This window comes from Kiloniella sp. (assembly GCF_048259265.1).
Lineage (GTDB): Bacteria > Pseudomonadota > Alphaproteobacteria > Kiloniellales > Kiloniellaceae > Kiloniella.
The window spans coordinates 149,202-169,936 of record NZ_JBLXHT010000004.1 but is presented as its reverse complement, the minus strand read 5'-3'; the positions used below and the strand labels follow the sequence as shown (position 1 = coordinate 169,936).

At 46.4% G+C, this 20,735-nt stretch carries 18 protein-coding genes; 9 read left to right on the top strand and 9 right to left on the bottom strand.

Features of this window, described 5'->3' with window-relative positions; genetic code table 11:
• Positions 1–7: 7 nt before the first annotated feature.
• The gene (locus tag ACN0QW_RS09000; protein WP_417430717.1) at positions 8–928 is read right to left on the bottom strand and encodes a DMT family transporter; all 921 of its coding nucleotides are present in this window, start codon (positions 926–928) and stop codon (positions 8–10) included.
• Between the two features lie 149 nt (positions 929–1,077).
• Here ACN0QW_RS09000 and ACN0QW_RS08995 point away from each other — a divergent pair, with 149 nt between their 5' ends.
• The 3 genes from ACN0QW_RS08995 (at position 1,078) to ACN0QW_RS08985 (ending at position 4,558) form a co-directional block, all read left to right on the top strand.
• A complete protein-coding gene (locus ACN0QW_RS08995; RefSeq protein WP_417430715.1) occupies positions 1,078–2,652 on the top strand; it encodes a PLP-dependent aminotransferase family protein in 1,575 nt (524 codons plus the stop codon).
• Positions 2,653–2,810: 158 nt separating this feature from the next.
• Complete coding sequence (locus ACN0QW_RS08990) at positions 2,811–3,599, top strand: HAD-IIB family hydrolase (RefSeq protein ID WP_417430713.1); 789 nt, start codon at positions 2,811–2,813, stop codon at positions 3,597–3,599.
• Complete coding sequence (locus ACN0QW_RS08985; protein ID WP_417430711.1) at positions 3,599–4,558, top strand: LysR family transcriptional regulator; 960 nt, start codon at positions 3,599–3,601, stop codon at positions 4,556–4,558. The genes ACN0QW_RS08990 and ACN0QW_RS08985 overlap by 1 nt, the downstream gene beginning before the upstream one ends.
• 57 nt (positions 4,559–4,615) lie before the next feature.
• Here ACN0QW_RS08985 and pgsA read toward each other — a convergent pair whose 3' ends face one another.
• Positions 4,616–5,173 carry a CDP-diacylglycerol--glycerol-3-phosphate 3-phosphatidyltransferase gene (gene pgsA, locus ACN0QW_RS08980; protein ID WP_417430709.1) on the bottom strand — a complete coding sequence of 186 codons (558 nt, stop codon included), beginning with the start codon at positions 5,171–5,173 and terminating at the stop codon, positions 4,616–4,618.
• A gap of 185 nt (positions 5,174–5,358) precedes the next feature.
• Here pgsA and ACN0QW_RS08975 point away from each other — a divergent pair, with 185 nt between their 5' ends.
• Positions 5,359–5,979, top strand: coding sequence for a DUF2062 domain-containing protein (locus ACN0QW_RS08975; protein ID WP_417430707.1), 621 nt, complete (start codon positions 5,359–5,361; stop codon positions 5,977–5,979).
• A 117-nt stretch (positions 5,980–6,096) separates the two neighbouring features.
• Here ACN0QW_RS08975 and ACN0QW_RS08970 read toward each other — a convergent pair whose 3' ends face one another.
• The gene (locus ACN0QW_RS08970; protein WP_299380656.1) at positions 6,097–6,351 is read right to left on the bottom strand and encodes a DUF1344 domain-containing protein; all 255 of its coding nucleotides are present in this window, start codon (positions 6,349–6,351) and stop codon (positions 6,097–6,099) included.
• A 292-nt stretch (positions 6,352–6,643) separates the two neighbouring features.
• On the opposite strand from ACN0QW_RS08970, the gene ACN0QW_RS08965 reads away from it, so the two are divergent.
• Together ACN0QW_RS08965 and ACN0QW_RS08960 are read left to right on the top strand one after the other, a co-directional pair.
• Positions 6,644–7,069, top strand: coding sequence for a GFA family protein (locus tag ACN0QW_RS08965; protein WP_417430704.1), 426 nt, complete (start codon positions 6,644–6,646; stop codon positions 7,067–7,069).
• A 2-nt stretch (positions 7,070–7,071) separates the two neighbouring features.
• Positions 7,072–7,767, top strand: a complete 696-nt coding sequence (locus tag ACN0QW_RS08960; RefSeq protein WP_417430702.1) for a DUF2461 domain-containing protein — start codon at positions 7,072–7,074, stop codon at positions 7,765–7,767.
• Between the two features lie 299 nt (positions 7,768–8,066).
• Here ACN0QW_RS08960 and ACN0QW_RS08955 read toward each other — a convergent pair whose 3' ends face one another.
• The 3 genes from ACN0QW_RS08955 to ACN0QW_RS08945 form a co-directional block, all read right to left on the bottom strand.
• On the bottom strand, positions 8,067–10,532 hold the full coding sequence (locus ACN0QW_RS08955) for a S8 family peptidase (protein WP_417430700.1): 2,466 nt from the start codon (positions 10,530–10,532) through the stop codon (positions 8,067–8,069).
• Complete coding sequence (locus ACN0QW_RS08950; protein WP_417430698.1) at positions 10,438–11,520, bottom strand: AAA family ATPase; 1,083 nt, start codon at positions 11,518–11,520, stop codon at positions 10,438–10,440. The genes ACN0QW_RS08955 and ACN0QW_RS08950 overlap by 95 nt, the downstream gene beginning before the upstream one ends.
• A gap of 494 nt (positions 11,521–12,014) precedes the next feature.
• Complete coding sequence (locus ACN0QW_RS08945; RefSeq protein WP_417430696.1) at positions 12,015–12,368, bottom strand: winged helix-turn-helix transcriptional regulator; 354 nt, start codon at positions 12,366–12,368, stop codon at positions 12,015–12,017.
• 210 nt (positions 12,369–12,578) lie between these two features.
• Between ACN0QW_RS08945 and ACN0QW_RS08940 the strand changes: the two genes are divergently transcribed.
• The gene (locus ACN0QW_RS08940; RefSeq protein ID WP_417430695.1) at positions 12,579–13,523 is read left to right on the top strand and encodes a hypothetical protein; all 945 of its coding nucleotides are present in this window, start codon (positions 12,579–12,581) and stop codon (positions 13,521–13,523) included.
• Positions 13,524–13,603: 80 nt separating this feature from the next.
• Here ACN0QW_RS08940 and ACN0QW_RS08935 read toward each other — a convergent pair whose 3' ends face one another.
• On the bottom strand, positions 13,604–13,921 hold the full coding sequence (locus tag ACN0QW_RS08935) for an antibiotic biosynthesis monooxygenase family protein (RefSeq protein ID WP_417430693.1): 318 nt from the start codon (positions 13,919–13,921) through the stop codon (positions 13,604–13,606).
• Positions 13,922–14,026: 105 nt separating this feature from the next.
• Between ACN0QW_RS08935 and ACN0QW_RS08930 the strand changes: the two genes are divergently transcribed.
• Positions 14,027–14,923: a LysR substrate-binding domain-containing protein gene (locus tag ACN0QW_RS08930; RefSeq protein WP_417430691.1), complete on the top strand. Its 897-nt coding sequence runs from the start codon at positions 14,027–14,029 to the stop codon at positions 14,921–14,923.
• Positions 14,924–14,990: 67 nt separating this feature from the next.
• Here ACN0QW_RS08930 and acs read toward each other — a convergent pair whose 3' ends face one another.
• Together acs and ACN0QW_RS08920 are read right to left on the bottom strand one after the other, a co-directional pair.
• Positions 14,991–16,931 (bottom strand): acetate--CoA ligase, encoded by a 1,941-nt coding sequence (gene acs, locus ACN0QW_RS08925; protein ID WP_417430689.1) that lies wholly within the window; start codon positions 16,929–16,931, stop codon positions 14,991–14,993.
• Between the two features lie 287 nt (positions 16,932–17,218).
• A complete protein-coding gene (locus tag ACN0QW_RS08920) occupies positions 17,219–18,904 on the bottom strand; it encodes an EAL domain-containing protein (RefSeq protein ID WP_417430687.1) in 1,686 nt (561 codons plus the stop codon).
• A gap of 420 nt (positions 18,905–19,324) precedes the next feature.
• Here ACN0QW_RS08920 and ACN0QW_RS08915 point away from each other — a divergent pair, with 420 nt between their 5' ends.
• Entirely contained in the window at positions 19,325–20,572 is a 1,248-nt protein-coding gene (locus tag ACN0QW_RS08915; RefSeq protein ID WP_417430685.1) for an MFS transporter, read from the top strand.
• The last annotated feature ends 163 nt before the right edge of the window (positions 20,573–20,735 follow it).

The window sequence follows — 20,735 nt, the reverse complement described above, 5'->3', positions numbered from 1 at the left end:
TTATCTCTCAGCTTGGTCTGGTTCTTAAGCCAAATCTTTTAAGTGGGCGTAAATTTACCAAAGCAACGCCAACCACCGTCATGGTCATGCCAATCAAGGCTGTAGATCTAAAGGTTTCATCATAAAGAACCCATGCCATGAGGGCCGCGGTAGGAGGCACAAGAAAGAACATGCTTGATACCTTTGAGGCCGCCCCTTTGCGGATTAAAATATAGAGCAGGCTTATCGCCCCGACAGATAGCACCACAACCAACCAGAACATGGCAAAGACCATTTCTCCGGTCCAGTTTATGGTCATGCTTTCAGTCGTATAAGCGATTATGCCCGTGGGAATTGAGGCCGCTGTATATTGAATAACCGCCCCGGTCCGTAAGTCCATCTCGTCACAAAAGCGTTTTTGATAAACGGTCCCAATTGATATACCAAACAGGGCAAGAACGGCGATGCTGACCCCCAATGGTGTGCCGAGGCCATTTTCAAGCTTTGCCCAGACGACCAGAATTACTCCGCTGACCCCTAGGAAAAGACCAATCCATTGTCTGAGTGTAATTTTTTCTTTCAAGAAAACACCAGCTGCAAAAGCTACTAAAAGCGGTTGAATTCCTACGATTAATGCCGCAACACCAGCCTGCAGGCCCAATTCAATAGATGCAAAAACACCCCCTAGATAGATTGCATGTAACAGTACGCCAGCCACCGCAATATGGGCAGCTTGCATCAGACTCTTTGGCCATTTTGCTTTCCAGATCAATGAAATAAGCAGAAGCAAGCCCACTGCGATTAAGAACCGCGTGGTTAAAAGCGTCATTGTTTCTGCGTAGGGGAGGGCCATTTTGGCGAAAACAAAGCCTGTTGACCAAATCAAAACAAAGGTACAGGGCGCAAGTATAGCGAGGAGGTTCGAATTTTCTTGCGGTGTTTTGGTCATAGGGCTCGACTTTGTATCGGATAGATAAACTTTCATAGCAAAGATCACTGTGTTCTGCAGTATTGATATTGTCAGGGTTCAATTTGTCGGGGTGCAAGCCATGATTTTTTCCTGAAACCTTGATAAATGGCTCTAATAATTTAAAAATAATGTTATCATTTTTAAGGGCCAATGTTGAGGTTATGATGGTTGGGAAACCAACAAATACTCCTTTGTTAGACGTGGTTTTGGATAAAACCAGTAACGAATCTCTTCAGCATCAGCTGTTTTTTCAATTGAGAGAAATGGTGTTGATTGGTCGTTTGCAACCAGGAGAAAGATTGCCTTCAACCCGGTCTTTGGCAAAGGAATTGGCTTGTTCTCGCAACACGGTTTTGGGCGCTTTTGACCAGTTGCTTGCCGAAGGGTATCTGGAAGGGTTGAGTGGCTCTGGTACCTATATTTCGAATGAACTACCGGATGACATCGGTCTGGCATCTGCAAAGTCGTCTTCTTATCGGCAGGCGGCATCGGATGCCAGCCAGCGAGGGCTTTCCAAACGCGGAGAGCAACTGGCGATTATGCAAAAAGAGAAGCGAGCGCATAAAAACCATCCAGCATTTTCACCGGGCATGACGGACGTTGAATCCTTTCCTTTTCCACTTTGGGCACGATCTCTTTCCCGCACTTGGCGTTATCCAAAGGATGATCTGCTCAGGAACCCAGACCCTTGTGGGTATATTCCACTTCGTAAAGAGATCGCTGATTATTTACGTGTTGCCCGGGGAATAAAGTGTGACTGGCAGCAGATTATGATTACGTCTGGGGCTCGACAGGCAACTGATTTCATGGCGCGTATTCTTTTGGATTCAGGGGATACAGCCTGGTTTGAAGAGCCGGGGTATCCCGGTCTAAAGGGTCCACTGCATTCTGCGGGTATAGAGATGGCTTTTGTTCCTGTTGATGACGAAGGTCTTTCCGTTCAAGCTGGTCGATCAATGGCTGAAAATGCCCGAATGGCGGTTGTCTCGCCATCGCATCAGTATCCACTAGGTGTGGTGATGTCTTTAAGGCGACGCCTTGAATTGCTTGACTGGGCTGAAGAGAACGACGCATGGATATTGGAAGATGATTACGAGAGTGAGTTCAGGTTTTCAGGCAAACCGATTTCTTCTTTGCAGGGGTTAGAAGCGGAAAGAAGAGGGCATACGCAAGGGGCGTCCCGCGTTGTTTATCTGGGATCTTTTTCCAAAGTTCTGTTTCATGTTTTACGTTTGGGATACCTCGTCGTGCCTGAGCATCTTGTCGATGCTGTTCGATCTGCGCGAATGTTGATGGATGAACGCTCTTCTCTGTTAGCTCAACCCGCGTTAGCCGATTTTATGGCGGAAGGACATTTTTCTTCGCATATCAGGCGTATGCGGAAAGTTTATGCGCAACGACAGAAAATGCTCGTTCAAGGAATAGAGAAATATTTATCTGATTATCTGGAAATAAATCCGAACATCGCGGGGTTACATATCACCGCTTATTTTACAGATACAGTAAGTGAGAAGACGACGGATCGTGAAATTGTTGCCGAAGCAGACAAGATGAATCTTTCGGCATCACCTTTATCTCTTTTTTATAATAATAAAACCACTGCCAGGCAGGGTCTTCTATTGGGGTATGGAGCATGTCATCAGAATCAGATTGAATCCGGCTGTAAAAGGCTTGCAGCTGTTTTCAAAAAGATGACGGATTAAATGGGACTAATAAGACCCGAATTATAAGGGGGATCAATAGCCTTGGCCTCTCCTTTTCTTTTTATATTTACCGCTGTACATATGAGTGTCGATTATATGTACAGATTAATTTCAGGACCAATAGACTGTTATTTTGGCCCTATTGATGGTGGAACAGAATGAAACCCTTATGTGATTTTCCGCAAGCTGCAAAAAACCAGATTCGTTATGTCCTGACAGATATAGACGATACGGTAACGACCGATGGTCTGCTTAGTGCTGAGAGTTATGTTGCTTTGGAAAATTTGAGCAAGGCGGGGTTCAAGGTTATTCCGATTACAGGGCGTCCAGCGGGATGGTGTGATCATTTTGCCCGTATGTGGCCTGTTGATGCCATTGTTGGTGAAAATGGCGCATTTTACTTTCGCTATGAACATCATGCCAAGAAGATGACTTGCCGCTTTTGGAAAGAAGCAGAAGAGCGCGCGGAAGACCGCAAGCGCATTAATCAGCTGCGCCAGTCTATACCCTTGGAAGTTCCGGGGGCTGGAATCGCATCTGATCAAGACTATCGGGTTGCTGATCTTGCTGTAGATTTTTGTGAAGACGTCATTCCCCTTGGTCAGGAATCAATCGACAGGATTGTCTCGCTGTTTGAAGAAGCAGGAGCCAAGGCAAAGGTAAGCTCAATTCATGTGAACGGCTGGTTTGGCGACTATGACAAACTATCCATGACCGAGGTTCTGTTCCGTGAAGCATATAGTCAGGAGCTGGATCAGGTTCTGGATCAGGTCGTTTTTTCCGGTGATTCGCCGAACGACGCGCCGATGTTCGCGCGTTTTCCACATTCCGTCGGCGTTGCAAATGTGAAGGATTTCGCAGATAGGATTCCCCATGAACCAACGTGGGTCACCAAAGAGCGGAGTGGCAAGGGGTTCGTTGAGCTTGCGAGCATGCTGTTGAGCTGATGTCAGATTTTGACCTTGATCTGCGCGCGCTGGATATTTTTGTCACCGTTGTTGAAACGGGGGGCATGACAGCGGCAGCCCAGCACAAGGATATTTCTCAATCTGCGGTTTCTCAGGCAGTGGGTGCGCTTGAGAAAAAAATGGCGGTGCAATTGATGGATCGCTCGGTGCGTCCGCCGGCTTTGACATCTGCAGGTCGAACCTTGTTTGAGCGTGCGAAGTCGCTGCTGGATACAGCTCGGGAAACATCCTTTCTTGTCAGGGCCTATCAGCAAAGATCTCTGCCGAGGTTGAATGTGGGAATGGTTGATTCCTTTGGCACGACGGTTGGCCCGCATCTGGTCAGCGGCCTGATGGATGAAGCCGTGGAGTGGTCCGTTTGGTCTGGTTTGACAAAGTTACACTTCAAACGTCTCTTCACCCGCGAAGTTGACGTGGTGATCACCGAAGGCAGTATTCCAGCCGACGAACGCATTATTTCGCATCGCTTGTTGCAAGAACCATTTGTTCTGGCGTTACCTGCCACTTATGGCAAGCCAGTGGAAAGCTTGAGCCAGTTGAATCAGGATCTGCCACTGGTGCGATACAGTTCTCGATCCTTAACCGGAATTAATATCGAAAACCATTTACGTTCGCTTGATATTATTGCACGGCGTCGGTTTGAGTTCGACACGGCAGATACGACTTTGGCAATGGTTGCCGTGAGCATAGGTTGGGCGATCACCACGCCGCTGTGCCTGTTGCAGGCGAAGACACATCTGGGCAATATTCGTTGTGAACCGCTTCCCGGCCCTGCTTTTTCCCGCAGTTTGATGCTGGCGACACGCCGTCATGAACTTGAATCGCTGCAAAAGATGATAAGCGATATATCTCGCGATACTCTTACACAAAGATGCATGCCGGAAATCGCGGCATTCGCCCCGTGGGTAACGGATAAGATTGAAATCGGCGAAGACTAACAAGGCCAAAATCATCAAATAGTGATCGGGCTGTTTTTGCTGTGAGCTAGAAAGTTCTTAGTTGGCTTCCCGCATGGACTTAATATAGCCAAGGGCATAATCAATACCGGACCATGCTGTCACAGCCGTTGCGATTGCCAATAGCCAGAAAGATACCTGAACCGTATCCATATATTGGCTGAAAAATCCGCTAAGCGCGTAGAGGCCAACTGTCCAAACCTGTGCACAGGCCTGAACGATGGCTTTGATTTTACCGCTGGATCTTGCGGCCATGGTAAAGCCCTGTTGCTGGGCAAAGATTCGCAAGTAAGAAACAACGATATCGCGGGTGATGATGATGGCAACGAACCAGACGGGAATCCAACCGATCCCCAAGAAACCGATAAAGACCATGGCACGATAGAGGCTATCACTCATTGGGTCGATGATCATGCCCAGTTTGGTGACCTGTCCATAGCGACGGGCGATATGGCCGTCTGCCATGTCTGAAATCTCTGCAATCATCATAACGACGATAGCCGCAAGTAAATATGATTGTGTTCCCTGTAGGAGAAGATAAATGACGATAAAACCTGCGCCACTTCTAAACACACTAAGCCAATTGGGAAGATTCATGCTGTTGCTGCCCTTTGCATGAGATAGTTTCAAGGTCCTTTGGTTTCCGCTATCTCGTGAAAGGCGGATTTTTGTCCGTGGACTATAGGTGATTTTGGTTTATAACAGTCGCTAAGAGCGGTCACAAGGACGATAAAAAAAGATCGCCAAAAAAACGGAAACAAAGGGCGTTTGTAAAAGACTAAATGAGATTCTGGTTTAAGAAGAAAATTCACGCCCGAAATAAGAAGGAAACTATTGCTAGTTTGCTTCGTCTTCTCTATTTCCGTCTCGCAATTCCTGTTTTACGATCTGTTGACCAGCCTGAAACCGTCGCGCGTGGTGTCATGATGGGCTTGGCCCTTGGGATGACACCGACAGTCGGTATCCAGCTTTATAGTGTTTTTATAGCTTGGTGGCTTTGTCGGTATGTTTTTAAGTGGCAATTCAGTTTGATTATTGCCATGGCATGGTCTTGGCTTTCTAATCCGGTTACCATGATCCCGCTTTATTATCTGTACTATATTACGGGCCGGTTAATACTGTTGGATTTTGACGGCGAGAAGAATTTTAAAGATTTTTCAAGGATGATGAGTGAACATCTGACGCTTGAGGGCGGCATTTGGGAAACGGTTGTAGAGGTTACCCACTTTATGCTGGAGCAGGTCGGAACTTCAATTCTGGTTGGGTTTGTACCTTATAGCGTCGGTCTTGGTGCCTTGGGGTACTGGCTGTCTTTTAAATTAGCCACACGTTACGCCGAAGCGCGAAAGAAACGGCTCGCCGGATCTAGAGATAAACTTAAGAAACCTGATTTAGAAAACTAAACTTTCTAAAACATGTACCCAGAAATGAATAAGCCGACAAGGGCGAATGGGGTTTGGTCTCGCTGACTTGCCGGCTATTCAGGTAACTAAGTGTGCTTGGTTAATAAACCAGCCTTATTAAGAAGCTGGTGCAATGTTGGTAACCAGATTTTTGCCTTCTTTTTCATCATAAGTCAGGACAACTTCTGTACCTGGCTCCAGACCTTCAACAGTCAGACCGTCGATGAGCTCCATAACTGTACCGTTTTCAAGAACGATTGTGTTTGTTGCCGGGTCCGCTGTCATAACGCGGCCTGTCATTTCAGCTGCACTTGCGATTGATGCAGATGCGATAAGACCAAGAGCGATAACACTAGAAATTAATTTTTTCATTGTCTGTTCCTTTGTTGACAAATTGATTGCGTCGATGAGCAAAAGTTAAGTTCTCATCGGGCATTTGAGAAGGAACAAGAAGAGGGCAAAGTTGGGTGCATCTTTCAAACATTCCTGTGTCAGAAAAAAGGTAAGTGTCTGAAATATGGCAGCTATTGGATGTTGTGGTCATGATCTCTTTTGAAAAGTGGCAAAGGAGTGACATTTCGTTTATAGGTTGCCATAATCAAGTCACTTTTATTTTGCAAGTTAGTGAGGTATTCGATCAAAAACATAATTAATGGAGATAAAAATGACTGAAATTATCGAAGGCGGATGTTTGTGTGGGCAGGTTCGCTATCAGACGAATTGTCAAAAACCGTTTTTTAAAGTGAATTGTCATTGTCGCGATTGCCAAAAATTAAGCGGTAGCCCTTATGTCGCCGTGATGGGCGTGCCGGAAGACAGCTTTTCTGTCACCGGCGATTTGAATTGCTTTGAGCATCAGGGCGGAAGTGGTGGTGCAATGAAAAGCTATTGCTGTTCAAAATGTAACAGCCGAATCTACGGGACGCCGGAAATTGCCAAAGGGATGGTTTTGATTGTCGCAATGAGTCTGGATAATCCCGAGCTTTATTCAGCTGATGCAGATATGTTTGTGAAACAGGCTGTATCTTGGGATATCATGGACAGTGACATTCCAAAGTTTGATGGCAGTATGTTTCAACGAGGGGGATAAAAATGAGCACTGACTTTCCCGGTTTTCCCAAAGCAGGGTTTGAGTTTCTCGACGATCTAAAAGAAAACAATACCCGGGATTGGTTCGCCGAAAACAAAGCGCGATACCGGGAAACGTTACAGGATCATTTGCTGGATTTTATTCAGGCAATGGTCGAACCGCTTGCTGAAATTACCCCTCATTTCGTGGCTGATGCCCGTCGCAATGGCGGGTCGATGTTCAGAATCCACCGCGATGTCAGATTCTCGAAAGACAAGCGGCCCTACAAAGAACATGCAGCGTGTCATTTCCGCCATTCATTGGGGCGGGATGCACACGCGCCGGGCTTTTATGTCCATCTGGCCACGGACGAAGTGCTGTATGGTGGCGGAATCTGGATGCCGCCAAGTGATGCACTTTATATGATCAGACGCGCAATCTCTGATCGCCCAAAAGAGTGGGAGAAGGTTTTATCTGACCAAAAAATACGTGATGTTTTCGGTGAAATTGGTGGCGATGGACTCAAGCGTCCACCAAAGGGTTTCTCAGCAGATGAGCCACATATCAAAGACCTTAAGCGAAAAACCTTTTTCCTCATGCATCGGACAACACCCAAAGCAGCTCAACGTCCTGAGTTTTTAAACGAAGTTGTTGAAGGGTTTAAAACAGCAGCCCCTCTGATGAGATTTCTGTGTAAGGCCGTTGACGTTCCTTTTTAGACGTACAATCAGAATGCTTAGGTATAACGAACTGCAATCATCGATCTCATACCACAATAAATTGCGATTAATAAATCAGACCATGATTTATAGCTGCTTAATGCCAGAGGCGGACCATACAACGGTGATGTAAGCAGGAATTAAGAACTCGACACAGTTCCCAAGCCTGGGGATCAAAATGTATCTGATTATAAAAATAGGTTTACCGAGTTTTTCTAAACGCTGCTAGCAGTCGGACCACTTATCAGGGTGTTCTTACTGTGGACAATTAAGTCCATTCAAGACAAAGCACCAAATTATCAGACACTGATAACAGTCTGAGTAGCTATCAATGCTTCGATTGCAGCATTAACCTCGGCGTATAGTTCTGTTTGTAAGTGTTCGCCATCGATTTCGATAATAAGTGCATACCGACATTTGGGAAGCTCATCACGAAGTCGAGATTTGGATTTCCACCAGCCTTCTACAGGATGGACAGCAAGAAGATTGCGGCGTGCTAAGTCAGACGCTTTACATGTTAACTGATCAATATGGATGGAGCCAACATCGCGACGATTGCTACCATATTCCCACAAATCTTCTTCATTGCTTTTAGGTCCAGCTGGGGTTTCGGCTAGTTTACTGATCCTCGCCATGAACCGTTGCGCATTTTCATCAGCGCGGTTGAGCTTGAACCTCAAGTTATGGGAGGCATAGCGATATTTAGATCCCCGGGAAGGTTCAGAGGGGTTGGGCTCAATGAATGTACTGAGCGTGACACGTAGTGTCAGCTCAGCATTACGAAGTCTGCGTAGTTCTTCAACTGGCCACGGCAAAGTGAAGAGCCGCATTTCATTGTGAATGGGCTTCTTCGTTTTTTCTGACAGTCTATAAGGCGTGATTTCGTCTTCAACAATGAGCGTCAGCGCGTTAGATGCACTGCGCCGCGCCCGAGCTAACTCTGGCACACCGTACCCATATCTCTGGAAAAGTGGCGTATAGTGCCCCTTTTGAGGATTGGCGGGCAAATGAGTTTTCATCTGAGGTGTCCACCGTGCGGAGGAAACAAACAATCCTCGTACAGTCTCAGGCCATAAAGTGGGGTAATCAGACCAAAGTTCTGTCACAGCCTTAGCCGCTAGCGCCGTCGCCGCACTCGTGTCATGACAGAAAGTAAATGAACGGAGTGGATATTGATGGTGGGTTGTTAGGAGCGAAAGCCAGCCATGCCGCATTGGTGGTGGCGCGGCCCCTATAACCCAGTTACCCCCTTCCATCACGACGTCAGGTTTCAACGGCCAGTGCGAGCTCCATGATGCGGTTCTGGAAGAAGGAGAGAGATCACCGAATGAGGCAAGTGCATTACCAGGTTCTGTAAGCGGCAGCTGTGTTTTTTCGGTGTAGGCACCAACGCATAGAGCATTCCAGGATTGTGCCGGTGACTCAATTTCGTTGTCTTCGTGATCGCATGTCTCTAGATAGTCGCCCGCACCAAAAGTAAAGTTGTTGGTATTACCTGCCGAGATCATAAAGAGACGTTTAGTATCGACTTCACCTGACGCACCAGATGCAAGCTGATCGACTGCGCTTGACCAAGATGTTGGTGCGCCGTCATGAGGTGTATCTTCCCCCGTGGTGCTGGCCATTGTATAAGTACGTCGACGTGGATGATTTTGTTCAACGACATTGACTGCATTTCTTGTGACAGCGCCCAAAAGGTAGTGCGGGTTCTCCCTCGCGTCGGGGAGTAACTTGACGGATTCCAGCTTGTAGTTGATCTCAAGGTTAGATTGATCATGAAGCCTTGGTGTCAAGTCTCCATAAAGGGCCAGTCCCGCCATCTGAGTACCGTGGCCTTTGATATCGTCAATTGCCCAAGCAGGATCTGCAGCATGACGATCATCGACAGATAACGCGGGATTGATCAGAGGATGGGCACGACTGACCCCAGTGTCGAGTAAAGCAATATAGCCTAGGTCAGGATGTAGGGGATAGCTTGTTCTTTGAAGGAGGTTGCTGACCCATTGGGCTTGTTCGTCGACAGGTTGTTCGTCAAAGAAATCGGCAGTAATCGTCGGCGCTGCCAAGGCACGGACACCTGCCAGCCTACGAACTGCCGAGGCTAGAGCTTCACATGTTGCGTGGCCTATAACAACAACATCTTCAGGAAACTCTAGGCGATCAGCAGCTATTACAACGTCATAGGCTTGGGCGCCTGCAATGAATGCTTCCGCCTCCGTTGGCTCAAGCCAAATTTCCCAGTTCGCAGTGCCATGCTCTTCTGGAAACCTATTGGAAGGGCTGCGCCATAAGGCGCGAAGTCCGGCTTCAGTAATTGCGGAGACACTTTGAACGAGATCAGCGTTTTTGGGACGCCCTAGGATTACCACCCCATCTTTTACGCGATCTTTGGTATTTTCGGTACGAAATTCGTCAACCTTTTTACGGAGTTTTTCGACACCTTTGGCAGTCGCAAAGACTGTTGCGTTTTCGCGATTATCGTCGGTATTTGTGCGGTCGCTATACCGCAAGAGCGTCAAGCCGCTAGCATCAAGACTTTTAATTTTTAGGTGTTCATCAGGCCGACTGGTGACTTCAAGGTAGATACCCGATCGTTGTGTCTGATTAATATCAGGTAGGGCATCGATTGCTTGAAGGAGAGCTTGGGCATGAGCCGCCCGACTGGGAACATCACTTGGTCTGTTGCCGCCCCCGCCGCCCTTTGCTTGAAACGGGTGTGTTACTCCGAGATCCCTGAGATAAAAGTGTGGAAGATCTCTCGCCATCGTCGTCTGTTCCTATTCTTTGTAGTGAGCGACGGCGTAAGAGGGCATCGATCAATTCCTGGGTCGTAATTTTATCTGTACCGGAGAGAACGGCACGTCGAGCGGAATCCTCGGCCGCAACAATAATATCAGCCGTAGACAATCCGAGTGCGCAGTCTGTGACTCGCTTCCAACTGACTCGACCAAAGGTGAAGCCAATCAATCGGCGTTCCAACGCTTGTTTGATAGCAGTTGCATCGGGCATGTCATACGGCAAAACGAGGTCAAAACGTCGCAAAACTGCACGATCAAGAATTTGCGGAAGATTGGTGGTCGCGATGACGATGGAAGGACCAGTATCTTCATCTAAAAATTGCAGAAATGAGTTGAGAATACGACGTGCCTCACCAACATCATTGTTGCCACCGCGAGCCGCCGCCAAGGCATCAATTTCATCAAACAAATAGACACCGCGCGTGGTCTTAATCGCGTCAAAAACCAGTTTAAGCTTTTGCGCGGTTTCGCCCATGAATTTGGTGATCAATCCATGTAGCATGACTGTGAAGAGCGGATATTGAAGTTCTCCAGCCAATGCATAAGCACTGAGGGTTTTGCCTGTGCCGGGAGGACCTGACAGTAAGACACGGCGTCTGGGCTTTAGGCCCTTTTCTTCAAGCTTCTCGCGCATTCGAGTTTCGACGACGATATGTGCGAGTTCTGACTCGATTGAAGTGGGCAAAATAACATCGTTCAATCGTGTTGGAGGATAGCTTGTAGCTATAAACTCGGCGAGATCACCTTTTGGCGCTGCAATTGGGATTGGCATTTTGGGAGAATGAGGTTGTGCATTCTGTCCCGCTTCTGCCCACTGGCGCAGTTGTTCAGCAAGACGTTTATGTCCCTTCTGAGCTTCGGTCGCAGACAGCTGCATCGCTAGGTCGTAAAAACGACTGGCGTCACCTTCGGCATGGCTTTTTACAAGCCCTATGAGTTGCGTTGCCGATGCCATCCTTAGTCTAAAACTCCTTATGATATTTTGGCAAAACCGCTTTTCTATGTGGATTCTATACACCATTTCCTTAACAGACCAGAAAGTTGTGTGCTGATCCTTGTATTTTTTTGCAACTCTATTTGTTTTGATGAGGCCTCTTTGATTGCGGAAAGCTCGCCCTCTAGCCTCATTAACTCAATGTCTGCTTCAGATAAGCACCTAATTGGTCGAAATTTACAGACGGAAACTCTACATGAGAAATGCCTCCTTCTATTGTAGTCATATTATCCATTTTTGCACCGTATCATGTATGTCCGCTTTGGGTCGAAAGCAGAAGTTCGGTAACAATTTAAACATTATATAAAATTGATTGATGCACAACCTTTGGTGTTATTTTGTTTGTAAATTAATCGGTCGTTTTTTTGACGCTGTAGTAGTTTTAAAAGACTGATAAGTGAAGTTTTAAGCTCTGATGATCGCAGTTCGTTAAAGCTAGTCGATCAATCGGGAGGCTAGGTCTCGGAAGTCTCTTTGTTCAGTGCATCCAATGGTATCTCGGTATTCTCAATATGTTCCAGCCCCCAGGTTGTCACTTCGCGTATGAGCGGGCGGAGGCCCTGTCCCTTTTGAGTGAGGTGATATTCATAACGCGGTGGATTATCCTGATAGGATGTTTTTTCAATAATACCTGATTGCTCGAGGCGCTTGAGACGATCAGCCAAAATGTTTGTCGATATTTTCTCTGGGGAACTCAAAAATTCTTTGTATTGGCTTTTACCAAAAAACATCAGGTCACGAATGACGAGAAGGGTCCAGCGATCACCCAGAATTTCCAGTGTTTGGGAAATAGGACAGGTTGATCGCATTGGTCACTTTCTGATTAGGGGTAGGTCGTGGTTTTATGTGTTGGTAGAGAGAAAAACCATCTCATAAATAGTCTATCATTTTATTGGGTTCAAAATAAAAACAATATCCTTGCCAACAGTTCCAAAAGAAAACCTTCGTGCGTCTTTTTGTTTCTTGATTGCCCGGATCAGGAGAGAGATAAGGAAAGCCTAATCTAAAGGGAGTTTGAGATGTACCTTGTGGCAGATTCAGGTGGCCCCATTGGACGCGCGGTAACAGAGCAGTTGGTTGGGCAAGGACAATTGGTTCGGGTTTTAACTGCGGATGCCGCTTGTCGCGACTTATGGCGGGGTCGTGGGGTTGAGGTAAATGAAGGTGACCCCAAACATGCAGCCAGTTGGACAAAGGCCCTTTCTGGCGTGCAGACACTCATTGTTATCTTGCCGCCCTTTTTAAGTGAAGAGGGTTTGTTGGGCGCTGTGGATGACTATCGATCAGCCTTGATGGATGCGCTGTCTTCCGGTGGTTCTGATTTACGGGCTGATCAAGCGCGAGAGATAAAAATTGTGCTGTTATCAGCGATGGGCGCAGAAAAAAAACTTGGCTGGACGGATACGCTTGGGCAGTTGGAAAGCGATCTCAAAGACATTTGTGAAGACCTGACGATTATCCGCACTGCTTATCTTATGGAAAATCTGGCGTCCGGTATGGCGATGGCCAAGCATCATTCTGTTCTTCCCAGCTTTTTTATTGAGAAGCAAAGCTATGCGATGGTGGCGCGAAACGATCTTGTCAACATTCTGGTATCGGCGGCCCTTGATCCGCTTGCGGGCTATAGCCTGTTAGAATTGCATGGGCCAGAAGCCTATAGTCTGGACGATATTGTTGAAGCCGGACGTAATGTTCTGAATAAACATATCGCATCTCTATCGCTGCCCGAAGATGACTGGCTTCAGATCATGATTGATCAGGGATTGGACGAATCTGCTGCTGTGTTGTGGCGTGATTATTATGCGCAGATGAATCAGGGAAATATCACAAGCGATCCAAACGCAACCCCGATTGCCGGAGAAAGCAAGTTATCGGATGCTCTGTTTCAGGTTTGGAAAATGATGCGTCAAAAAGAACGCGCGGCAATCGACCCGGATAAAAAGATATATGAAGGCTTGGTGTAGAAAGATCTGAGAAACAGCACAGTGCACCATTAATGAGGCGCACCGCCCTAGAATTTGTATTTATGGTGGTTTGCAGCTTGTTATTGGGGAAAGCTTATCAGGCCTGATTCTTGATGGGGCGTCAAAACATCTATCTTCAGGCTGCTCATATCAATCAGAGGGATAAGGTCTTGCAAAGACTGTTTGTTCGCCATCAGGTCGTTTGATTGATGGGCATCTTCTTTGGTGTCCCAATAGTAAATATCCATCCATAGACCATCATCATCTTTTGAGAGGGACTGATACCTGAATCCGGGTAGTTTTTCGAGGTCGGGAACCATTGCCTGAACGGCATCAGTCATCTGTTGATCGGTTACGTTTGGTGCCGTTTTCCAGCTCACAATCTCAACAACATACATCGTCTTGTCCTTTGGGTTCGTATAAATGACGAGGCATTATATTGCTTAAATAAATGAGAGCAATTAACATAATTGATAAGTGTTTATTCTCATTTTGGAACGAATATGGATTCATTTCAGCGCGCTTTGATTTTTAAAACGGTTGTGGAAAATCATACGATGGCCGCGGCGGCACGTATAATGAACGTCAGTCCATCGGTTATCAGTAAACGGATATCGGAATTAGAAGCTGCCATGGGGGTGCAGCTATTAAGGCGAACCACTCGCCGTATTACCTTGACCGAAGCAGGAAGTAATTTTTATCACCGAATGGTTTCTTTGCATAGTCAGTGGCAGACTTTGTTAGATGAAACGCAGGATCTGGGGCAAAATCCGCGCGGACGTCTTACGCTTGCGGCACCTTCGCCCCTGTTGAATAGGGTCTTGTTGCCGGTTCTGAGATCTTTTTTGAAAAGAAACCCTGACATTGATATTGAATTGAAATCTGCGGCCTATGAGACCCTGCCTTTGGCTGGGGTTGATCTTTCTCTGGCACGGCAAATTGATGATTTTGATTCCATGGCTTATGTGGGGCGGCGGCTTTGTCGCTATTATAATCAGCTTTTTGCCAGCCCGGGTTATCTGGCTGCGAGTAAACCCTTGTGCAAAAGTATTGACCTGAAATCACACGCATGTTTGCTGTACGGTGAAAACATAAAGGCTACCACCTGGCACTTTGACTGCGGGGATCAGGTTGATATTAGAGCTGATGTTTTTGGACGGCTTTCCAGTAACAATACAGAAGCTTTGATTGCGGCGGCTTGTCAGGGGCAGGGTATTGTCTATATCCCTGCATTGATTATTCAAGACGAGATTGAAAGACGTGATCTGGTTCCGGTCCTGCCAGATTTAAAAAGCAAAACCTTTGAAATGTGGTTCTATTATCAAAAGCTTGATTTTGTGCCGTTGAAGCTGCGTGTGTTGCTTGATTTCTTGAAGGAACAGTGGAAAGAACCAGCTTGATTGAGACAGTCTAAAACAAAAAAGGCAGCTCCTGAGAAGCTGCCTTTCTGATAAAACGAAGAATAGTTTATTTATTCATTCTGTTTTCAATAAGATCATCAACGACAGACGGGTCAGCCAGCGTGGAAGTATCCCCCAAGCTGCCATAGTCATTTTCTGCAATTTTGCGCAAGATACGGCGCATGATTTTACCTGAGCGTGTTTTTGGTAATCCGGGTGCCCATTGCAGCATGTCGGGTGTTGCAATGGGTCCGATTTCTTTCCTTACCCAAACGACAAGTTCTTTGCGAAGTTCCTCGCTTGGCTCTTCACCTGCATTTAACGTGACGTAAGCGTAGATGCCTTGTCCTTTAATGTCGTGCGGATAGCCGACCACAGCAGATTCGGCGACCTTTGCATGAGCAACAAGCGCGGATTCGACTTCTGCAGTTCCCATACGGTGACCAGAAACGTTGATAACATCATCAACGCGTCCCGTAATCCAGTAATAACCATCTTCATCACGGCGGCAACCATCGCCTGTGAAATAAAGACCATCGTAAGTAGAGAAATAGGTCTGTACAAAACGCTCGTGATCACCATAAAGCGTCCGCATCTGCCCGGGCCATGAGTCAGAAATACAAAGATTTCCCTCGCCAGCCTCTTCGATTACTTTACCATCATTATCGACGAGCAAAGGTTTTACGCCAAAAAATGGTCTTGTCGCAGAGCCAGGTTTAAGCGGTGTTGCACCCGGTAGTGGGGTAATTAGAATTCCGCCTGTTTCAGTTTGCCACCATGTATCAACAATCTGACAGCGACCTTCACCAACAACCTGATGATACCACATCCACGCTTCAGGGTTGATTGGCTCACCCACTGTTCCAAGAAGACGAATGCTAGAACGAGATGTTCTTTTGACTGCATCAAGACCTTCGCGCATCAAGGCGCGGATTGCGGTTGGGGCGGTGTAGAAAATGTTTACCTTGTGTTTGTCGCATACTTCCCAAAACCGGGATGCTGTCGGATAGTTTGGAACACCTTCAAAAACAAGTGTCGTTGCGCCATTGGTAAGCGGTCCGTAAACAATATAACTATGTCCCGTAATCCAGCCAACATCCGCCGTACACCAGTAAATATCTCCATCATGATAATCAAAGACGTACTTGTGTGTCATTGACGCATAGACAAGATAGCCACCAGTTGTATGGAGAACACCTTTTGGGTTGCCAGTAGAACCAGATGTGAAAAGAATGAAAAGCGGATCTTCGGCTTTCATTTCTTCGGCGGGGCATTCTTTGTCAGCTGCGGCGCAGGCTTCATCCCACCAAATGTCGCGTTTGTCATCCCAATTAATGTCGCCGCCAGTACGTTTGACAACAAAAACGGTATCCACATCGGGGCAGGATTCCAGCGCTTTATCTGTGTTGGCTTTGAGAGGCACTTTACGCCCGCCGCGTAAGCCTTCGTCAGCCGTGATCACACAGTTGGATTCACAGCCTTGAATTCGGCCTGCAAGGGCATCTGGTGAGAAGCCCCCAAAAACGACGGAGTGAACCGCGCCAATTCTGGCGCAAGCCAGCATGGCATAGGTGGCTTCGGGAATCATTGGCATGTAAATGGTGACGCGGTCACCTTTTTTCACGCCGCGTGCCTTCATGGCATTGGCAAAGCGGCTTACGTTATCGTGAAGCTGCCCGTAAGTAATGTATTCATGTTCGCTGGGATCATCGCCTTCCCAGATAATTGCCGTGTCATCTTTTTTCGTCGGCAGGTGGCGATCAATCGCGTTGTAGCAGACGTTTGTTGTGCCGTCTTCGTACCAACGAATATGAACATCTCCGGGGCCATAATTTACGTCTTTGACTTTGGTAAAGGGCTTGAACCAGTGAATGCGTTTACCATGTTCAGCCCAAAAAGCTTCGGGATCTTCGATGGATTGCTGGTACATCTCAAGGTAACGGGGTTCATCTACCCATGCTTTTTGGGCGAGGTCTTCCGGTACGGGAAAAACAGTGGCGTCCGACATCTTTCGGTCTCCCTATATTCTTATTTATTGTTGCGCTGCTTTATTTTTATCAGCGGTTTTTTGTTCGGAGGGATTATTTACGGAATTTCCTGATTTCTCAAGGGTAATTTGGAAATAATCGATAAGCTATTGTCATGTTAATGAAAATTATATTGCGATGCAGCATTCATTGCTGTTCACATTCGCTTTTCGTTGTGGGGTAAAGTTTAAACCTAAGTGGTCGAAAAAATAATAATTTAAGAGGAATTACAGAAAAAATTTAGCGAGAAAGGGCTTTAAAATGAGTTCTAGGACCAACTTTCTGTGGTTTCTCCGCGGCGAACAACGGTACGCGGTTTGTCGGGTTCTTCAAAAATACTGATGTCGTTACAGGGACGCCCAAAATAATAACCTTGTCCGAAATCAACGTTGCACTCGATCAACAGCTTAGTTGTTTCCTCATCCTCTACCATTTCGGCAACAGTTGCTGTTTTCAGCTTTCGACAAAGATCAGCAATGGCTTTGAGAATATGAGCAGAAGTTTCGTCTTCCAGAGCATCCCGAACGTAGCTTCCATCGATTTTGAGAACATCGACCTGAAATTGGCGCAGATATTGAAGGGAAGCTTCGCCGACTCCAAAATCATCCAGACATACTTTGTGGCCGAGGTTACGAAGGACTTGCATTGCTTCATTAGCAATAACCGGGTCTGGTATTCTGGTTGATTCGGTAATTTCAAATAACAAGGCTTCTGGTGTGTCTTTCAACGGGTCCAATAAAGGGGTGAGCTGTGTAATGAAATCAGCATCCCCTATCGAAGCTGCGGAAAGATTTATAGCAATTGATCGGTTAAACTGTTTGCTTGGGTTGTTCTGTATCCATTTGATTGCTTTTCGGCAAATGGCGAGGTCAAAGCCTTTGATGAGGTTTAAATCCTCGGCTGATCTTATAAATTCTTGTGGTGACCCTGTTTCGTCATTTATGCGGGCCAGAACTTCATAGTGGTGAATCGCTCGGGTCTTCAAATCTACAATAGGCTGGAAGACAATCATAAAGTCTTCGCCTTCGGTGACTCTGATGATGCGCTCGGCTGTTTTTTTGATGCGCGCAAGAATTTCAGGCAAAGAATGAGCCAAATCTTCTAGGCTGAAACTTTCGCTTTGGTCATGAGCGAACTGCTGGATCATGAAGCTTAATGCCTGTGCGGCGTTGCCGCCTGAGATACCGCTGTCTGCAAGAGCGATACTTGCCTGTTCGACTTTGAGGCCAACTCCTTTGGGGTCTGCGGCTTTTACTTGCTTTGAAATTTCATCAGTTAATTTTTCGATGTCCAGGTCAGGTCGGCTAATCAGGCCGTATTTACCATTCCCGAAAGAAGCTGCTGAGTTGGCTTCTGATGAGCTGGCTCTAAGATAGCTGTTGATTGTTTCAGACAGTTCCTGTCGCGTGTCTTTGTTAAGTTTTTTTGCAAACTCGTCGTAGTTCTCAAGTTCAATAAATGTGAGCTTATCTTCGGTATTGGCTTTTAGATGCTCTGCTGCCACTTTACCAAAACTTACCCTGTCATGGATAACTGTACCGCCTGCTTCACGGGCGCTTTTGGGGGATGTTGCGGCTACTGCGGCAGGTAATTTGCAAGATAAGAAATAGTGCTTTTCCAAATCTTCAACATAATAGCCTGTGAGTGAAAGTGGTTGGGCTTTTCCCAATTTGTTTTTAAAGTCAAGATTCATCGGGTTAGGCCTGACACCGCCAACCATGCCAGAAAGCAGGCCCTTTAGAACAGGTTCTTCATGGGGTAAAACAAGATCATCAATCGACATGCCGATCAGCTCTTTAACTGAGTGCCCGAAGATGGCTTGTGTTGCTCCGCTGATGAAGACGATTTCACGTTTTTCTGATAGCTCAAGCAGAAGATCTGCTCGACAAAAAGCAAAAGCGAGAAAACGATCGCGTTCCTGGCGTAAGGAACTTATTAAACTTTCGTTGCTCATCGGGTCCCCAAGTTTTGTTGACTCTCTTAATTCCTGAGAGCGCAAAATAATTATTTAGGGTAATGCGAAGAAGTTAAAGCAAGGTGAAAAGAATTATACTGTGATTTTTGTATTTATCGTAATTTATGCAGAAACCGTAGCGGGGCGAAGGTATTATAAAATCTAAGGCGAGAGATTAATTTGATTCAATTGGTGAATTCAATAACTGAGAGTATAATGTTTACTATGAGCCCTGTTAAACGACATCTATTGATATTGTTCGCTATTATAATCTTTTGTTTTTTGATTATAGTCGTGTTTCCTGGATCTATTGAGGCTTTTGGTACCAAGTTCTGGGATGCAGCTTTGTGGATTGGTGGCTGTTTTTCTTAACTAAAATTCGTCTTTATTTATCCCCGCCCTCTGAGTGAGCTGATTCCTATGACAAGTGCTGACAAATCTATTTCGTCCTCTAGGCCTGTATGGGTCGTTCTACTATCAGGGTGTCTCATCCTCTGTTTGGCTTTTGGGGTTCGGTCAAGCTATGGCCTTTTTGTAAAGCCGATCTCGGATGAACTGAACTGGGGACGAGAGGTCCTTGCTTTTTCGTTGGCGTTGCAAAATCTACTTTGGGGAGCAGCACAACCTTTTGCCGGGATGGTTGCTGACCGCTATGGTGCCGGACGCGTTTTGGTGTTGAGTGCGTTGATTTATGCTGGGGGTATTGTCCTTGGTGTTATGGACTATTCGCCAATTGCCTCGCATTTAGGCCCTGGATTTTTTGTTGGCATCGGCTTGAGTGGTACCACCTTTGGGGTTGTCCTCGCCGTTATCGGACGCTCTGTTTCTGAAGAAAAGCGGTCGCTGGCACTAGGGATTGCGACAGCATCGGCATCCTTGGGACAGTTCCTTATTATCCCCTTTGGCAGTAGTTTGTTACAAAGTTTTGGTTGGCAAGATGCCTTGCTAATTTTGGCAGGGCTTTTGATGTTAATCATTCCTGCAGCCTATTTTCTTCGGGGCGGTTCATCCGTTTCTGATCAATTGGCTATATCTGAAAGCCCTTCGCCCGAAAATTCTTTGTCCATGGTTGATGTTTTGAAACAAGCTTCACGACATAGGGGATACTGGTTATTGATCGCAGGCTTCTTTGTTTGTGGGTTTCATCTGGCCTTTATTACTGTTCATTTTCCCTCTTATGCGATCGATAAAGGTCTGGCGCCGGAAGTGGGGGCCTGGACTTTGGCGCTGGTTGGGCTCGCAAATATTTTTGGGTCATACACAGCGGGTGCTTTAGGCGGTGCCTATCGGAAGAAATATTTGCTTTCAGGCATTTATTTGGCACGTTCTGTTGCTATTCTTGCCTTTATTTTGATCCCGGCTTCCACTGTATCCTTTCTTGTTTTTGGATTTGTCATGGGACTTTTGTGGCTGAGTACTGTACCTTTGACTTCAGGTCTGGTGGCTCAAATTTTTGGCCCAAAATATATGGGAACTTTGTTTGGCTTTGTTTTCTTTAGCCATCAAGTCGGCAGCTTCATCGGCGTCTGGTTGGGCGGAGTTTTGTATGATTCTACCCAATCCTATGATTTGGTATGGTGGGCTTCGATCTTCCTCGGTGTTTTTGCTGCGATGGTTCACTGGCCAATTACCGATCAACCTTTGCGACGATTTTCACAGACGGCTTGAAGGATAAGTCAGTTAACTCGGGGTTTTAAAAGATAAAACGACTGTTGGTTGAATTAGGGTTGGAGATAATTTGCTTTGTACTTGATTAAGGTTTCATCCTGTAAACTAGGTGATAATATGCCTGAAACCCGGATCGAATATTAGGGTCGAATAGTGGTCGTTT

Coding starts and splice junctions, on each gene's coding strand:
- ACN0QW_RS08970 (WP_299380656.1), bottom strand. CDS start 6,351: ATGAAAAAATTAATTTCTAGTGTTATCGCTCTTGGTCTTATCGCATCT.
- ACN0QW_RS08975 (WP_417430707.1), top strand. CDS start 5,359: ATGAGATTCTGGTTTAAGAAGAAAATTCACGCCCGAAATAAGAAGGAA.
- ACN0QW_RS08955 (WP_417430700.1), bottom strand. CDS start 10,532: ATGGCGAGAGATCTTCCACACTTTTATCTCAGGGATCTCGGAGTAACA.
- ACN0QW_RS08945 (WP_417430696.1), bottom strand. CDS start 12,368: ATGCGATCAACCTGTCCTATTTCCCAAACACTGGAAATTCTGGGTGAT.
- ACN0QW_RS08960 (WP_417430702.1), top strand. CDS start 7,072: ATGAGCACTGACTTTCCCGGTTTTCCCAAAGCAGGGTTTGAGTTTCTC.
- ACN0QW_RS08935 (WP_417430693.1), bottom strand. CDS start 13,921: ATGTATGTTGTTGAGATTGTGAGCTGGAAAACGGCACCAAACGTAACC.
- ACN0QW_RS09000 (WP_417430717.1), bottom strand. CDS start 928: ATGACCAAAACACCGCAAGAAAATTCGAACCTCCTCGCTATACTTGCG.
- pgsA (WP_417430709.1), bottom strand. CDS start 5,173: ATGAATCTTCCCAATTGGCTTAGTGTGTTTAGAAGTGGCGCAGGTTTT.
- ACN0QW_RS08990 (WP_417430713.1), top strand. CDS start 2,811: ATGAAACCCTTATGTGATTTTCCGCAAGCTGCAAAAAACCAGATTCGT.
- ACN0QW_RS08995 (WP_417430715.1), top strand. CDS start 1,078: ATGTTATCATTTTTAAGGGCCAATGTTGAGGTTATGATGGTTGGGAAA.
- ACN0QW_RS08985 (WP_417430711.1), top strand. CDS start 3,599: ATGTCAGATTTTGACCTTGATCTGCGCGCGCTGGATATTTTTGTCACC.
- ACN0QW_RS08920 (WP_417430687.1), bottom strand. CDS start 18,904: ATGAGCAACGAAAGTTTAATAAGTTCCTTACGCCAGGAACGCGATCGT.
- ACN0QW_RS08950 (WP_417430698.1), bottom strand. CDS start 11,520: ATGGCATCGGCAACGCAACTCATAGGGCTTGTAAAAAGCCATGCCGAA.
- ACN0QW_RS08940 (WP_417430695.1), top strand. CDS start 12,579: ATGTACCTTGTGGCAGATTCAGGTGGCCCCATTGGACGCGCGGTAACA.
- ACN0QW_RS08965 (WP_417430704.1), top strand. CDS start 6,644: ATGACTGAAATTATCGAAGGCGGATGTTTGTGTGGGCAGGTTCGCTAT.
- ACN0QW_RS08930 (WP_417430691.1), top strand. CDS start 14,027: ATGGATTCATTTCAGCGCGCTTTGATTTTTAAAACGGTTGTGGAAAAT.
- acs (WP_417430689.1), bottom strand. CDS start 16,931: ATGTCGGACGCCACTGTTTTTCCCGTACCGGAAGACCTCGCCCAAAAA.
- ACN0QW_RS08915 (WP_417430685.1), top strand. CDS start 19,325: ATGACAAGTGCTGACAAATCTATTTCGTCCTCTAGGCCTGTATGGGTC.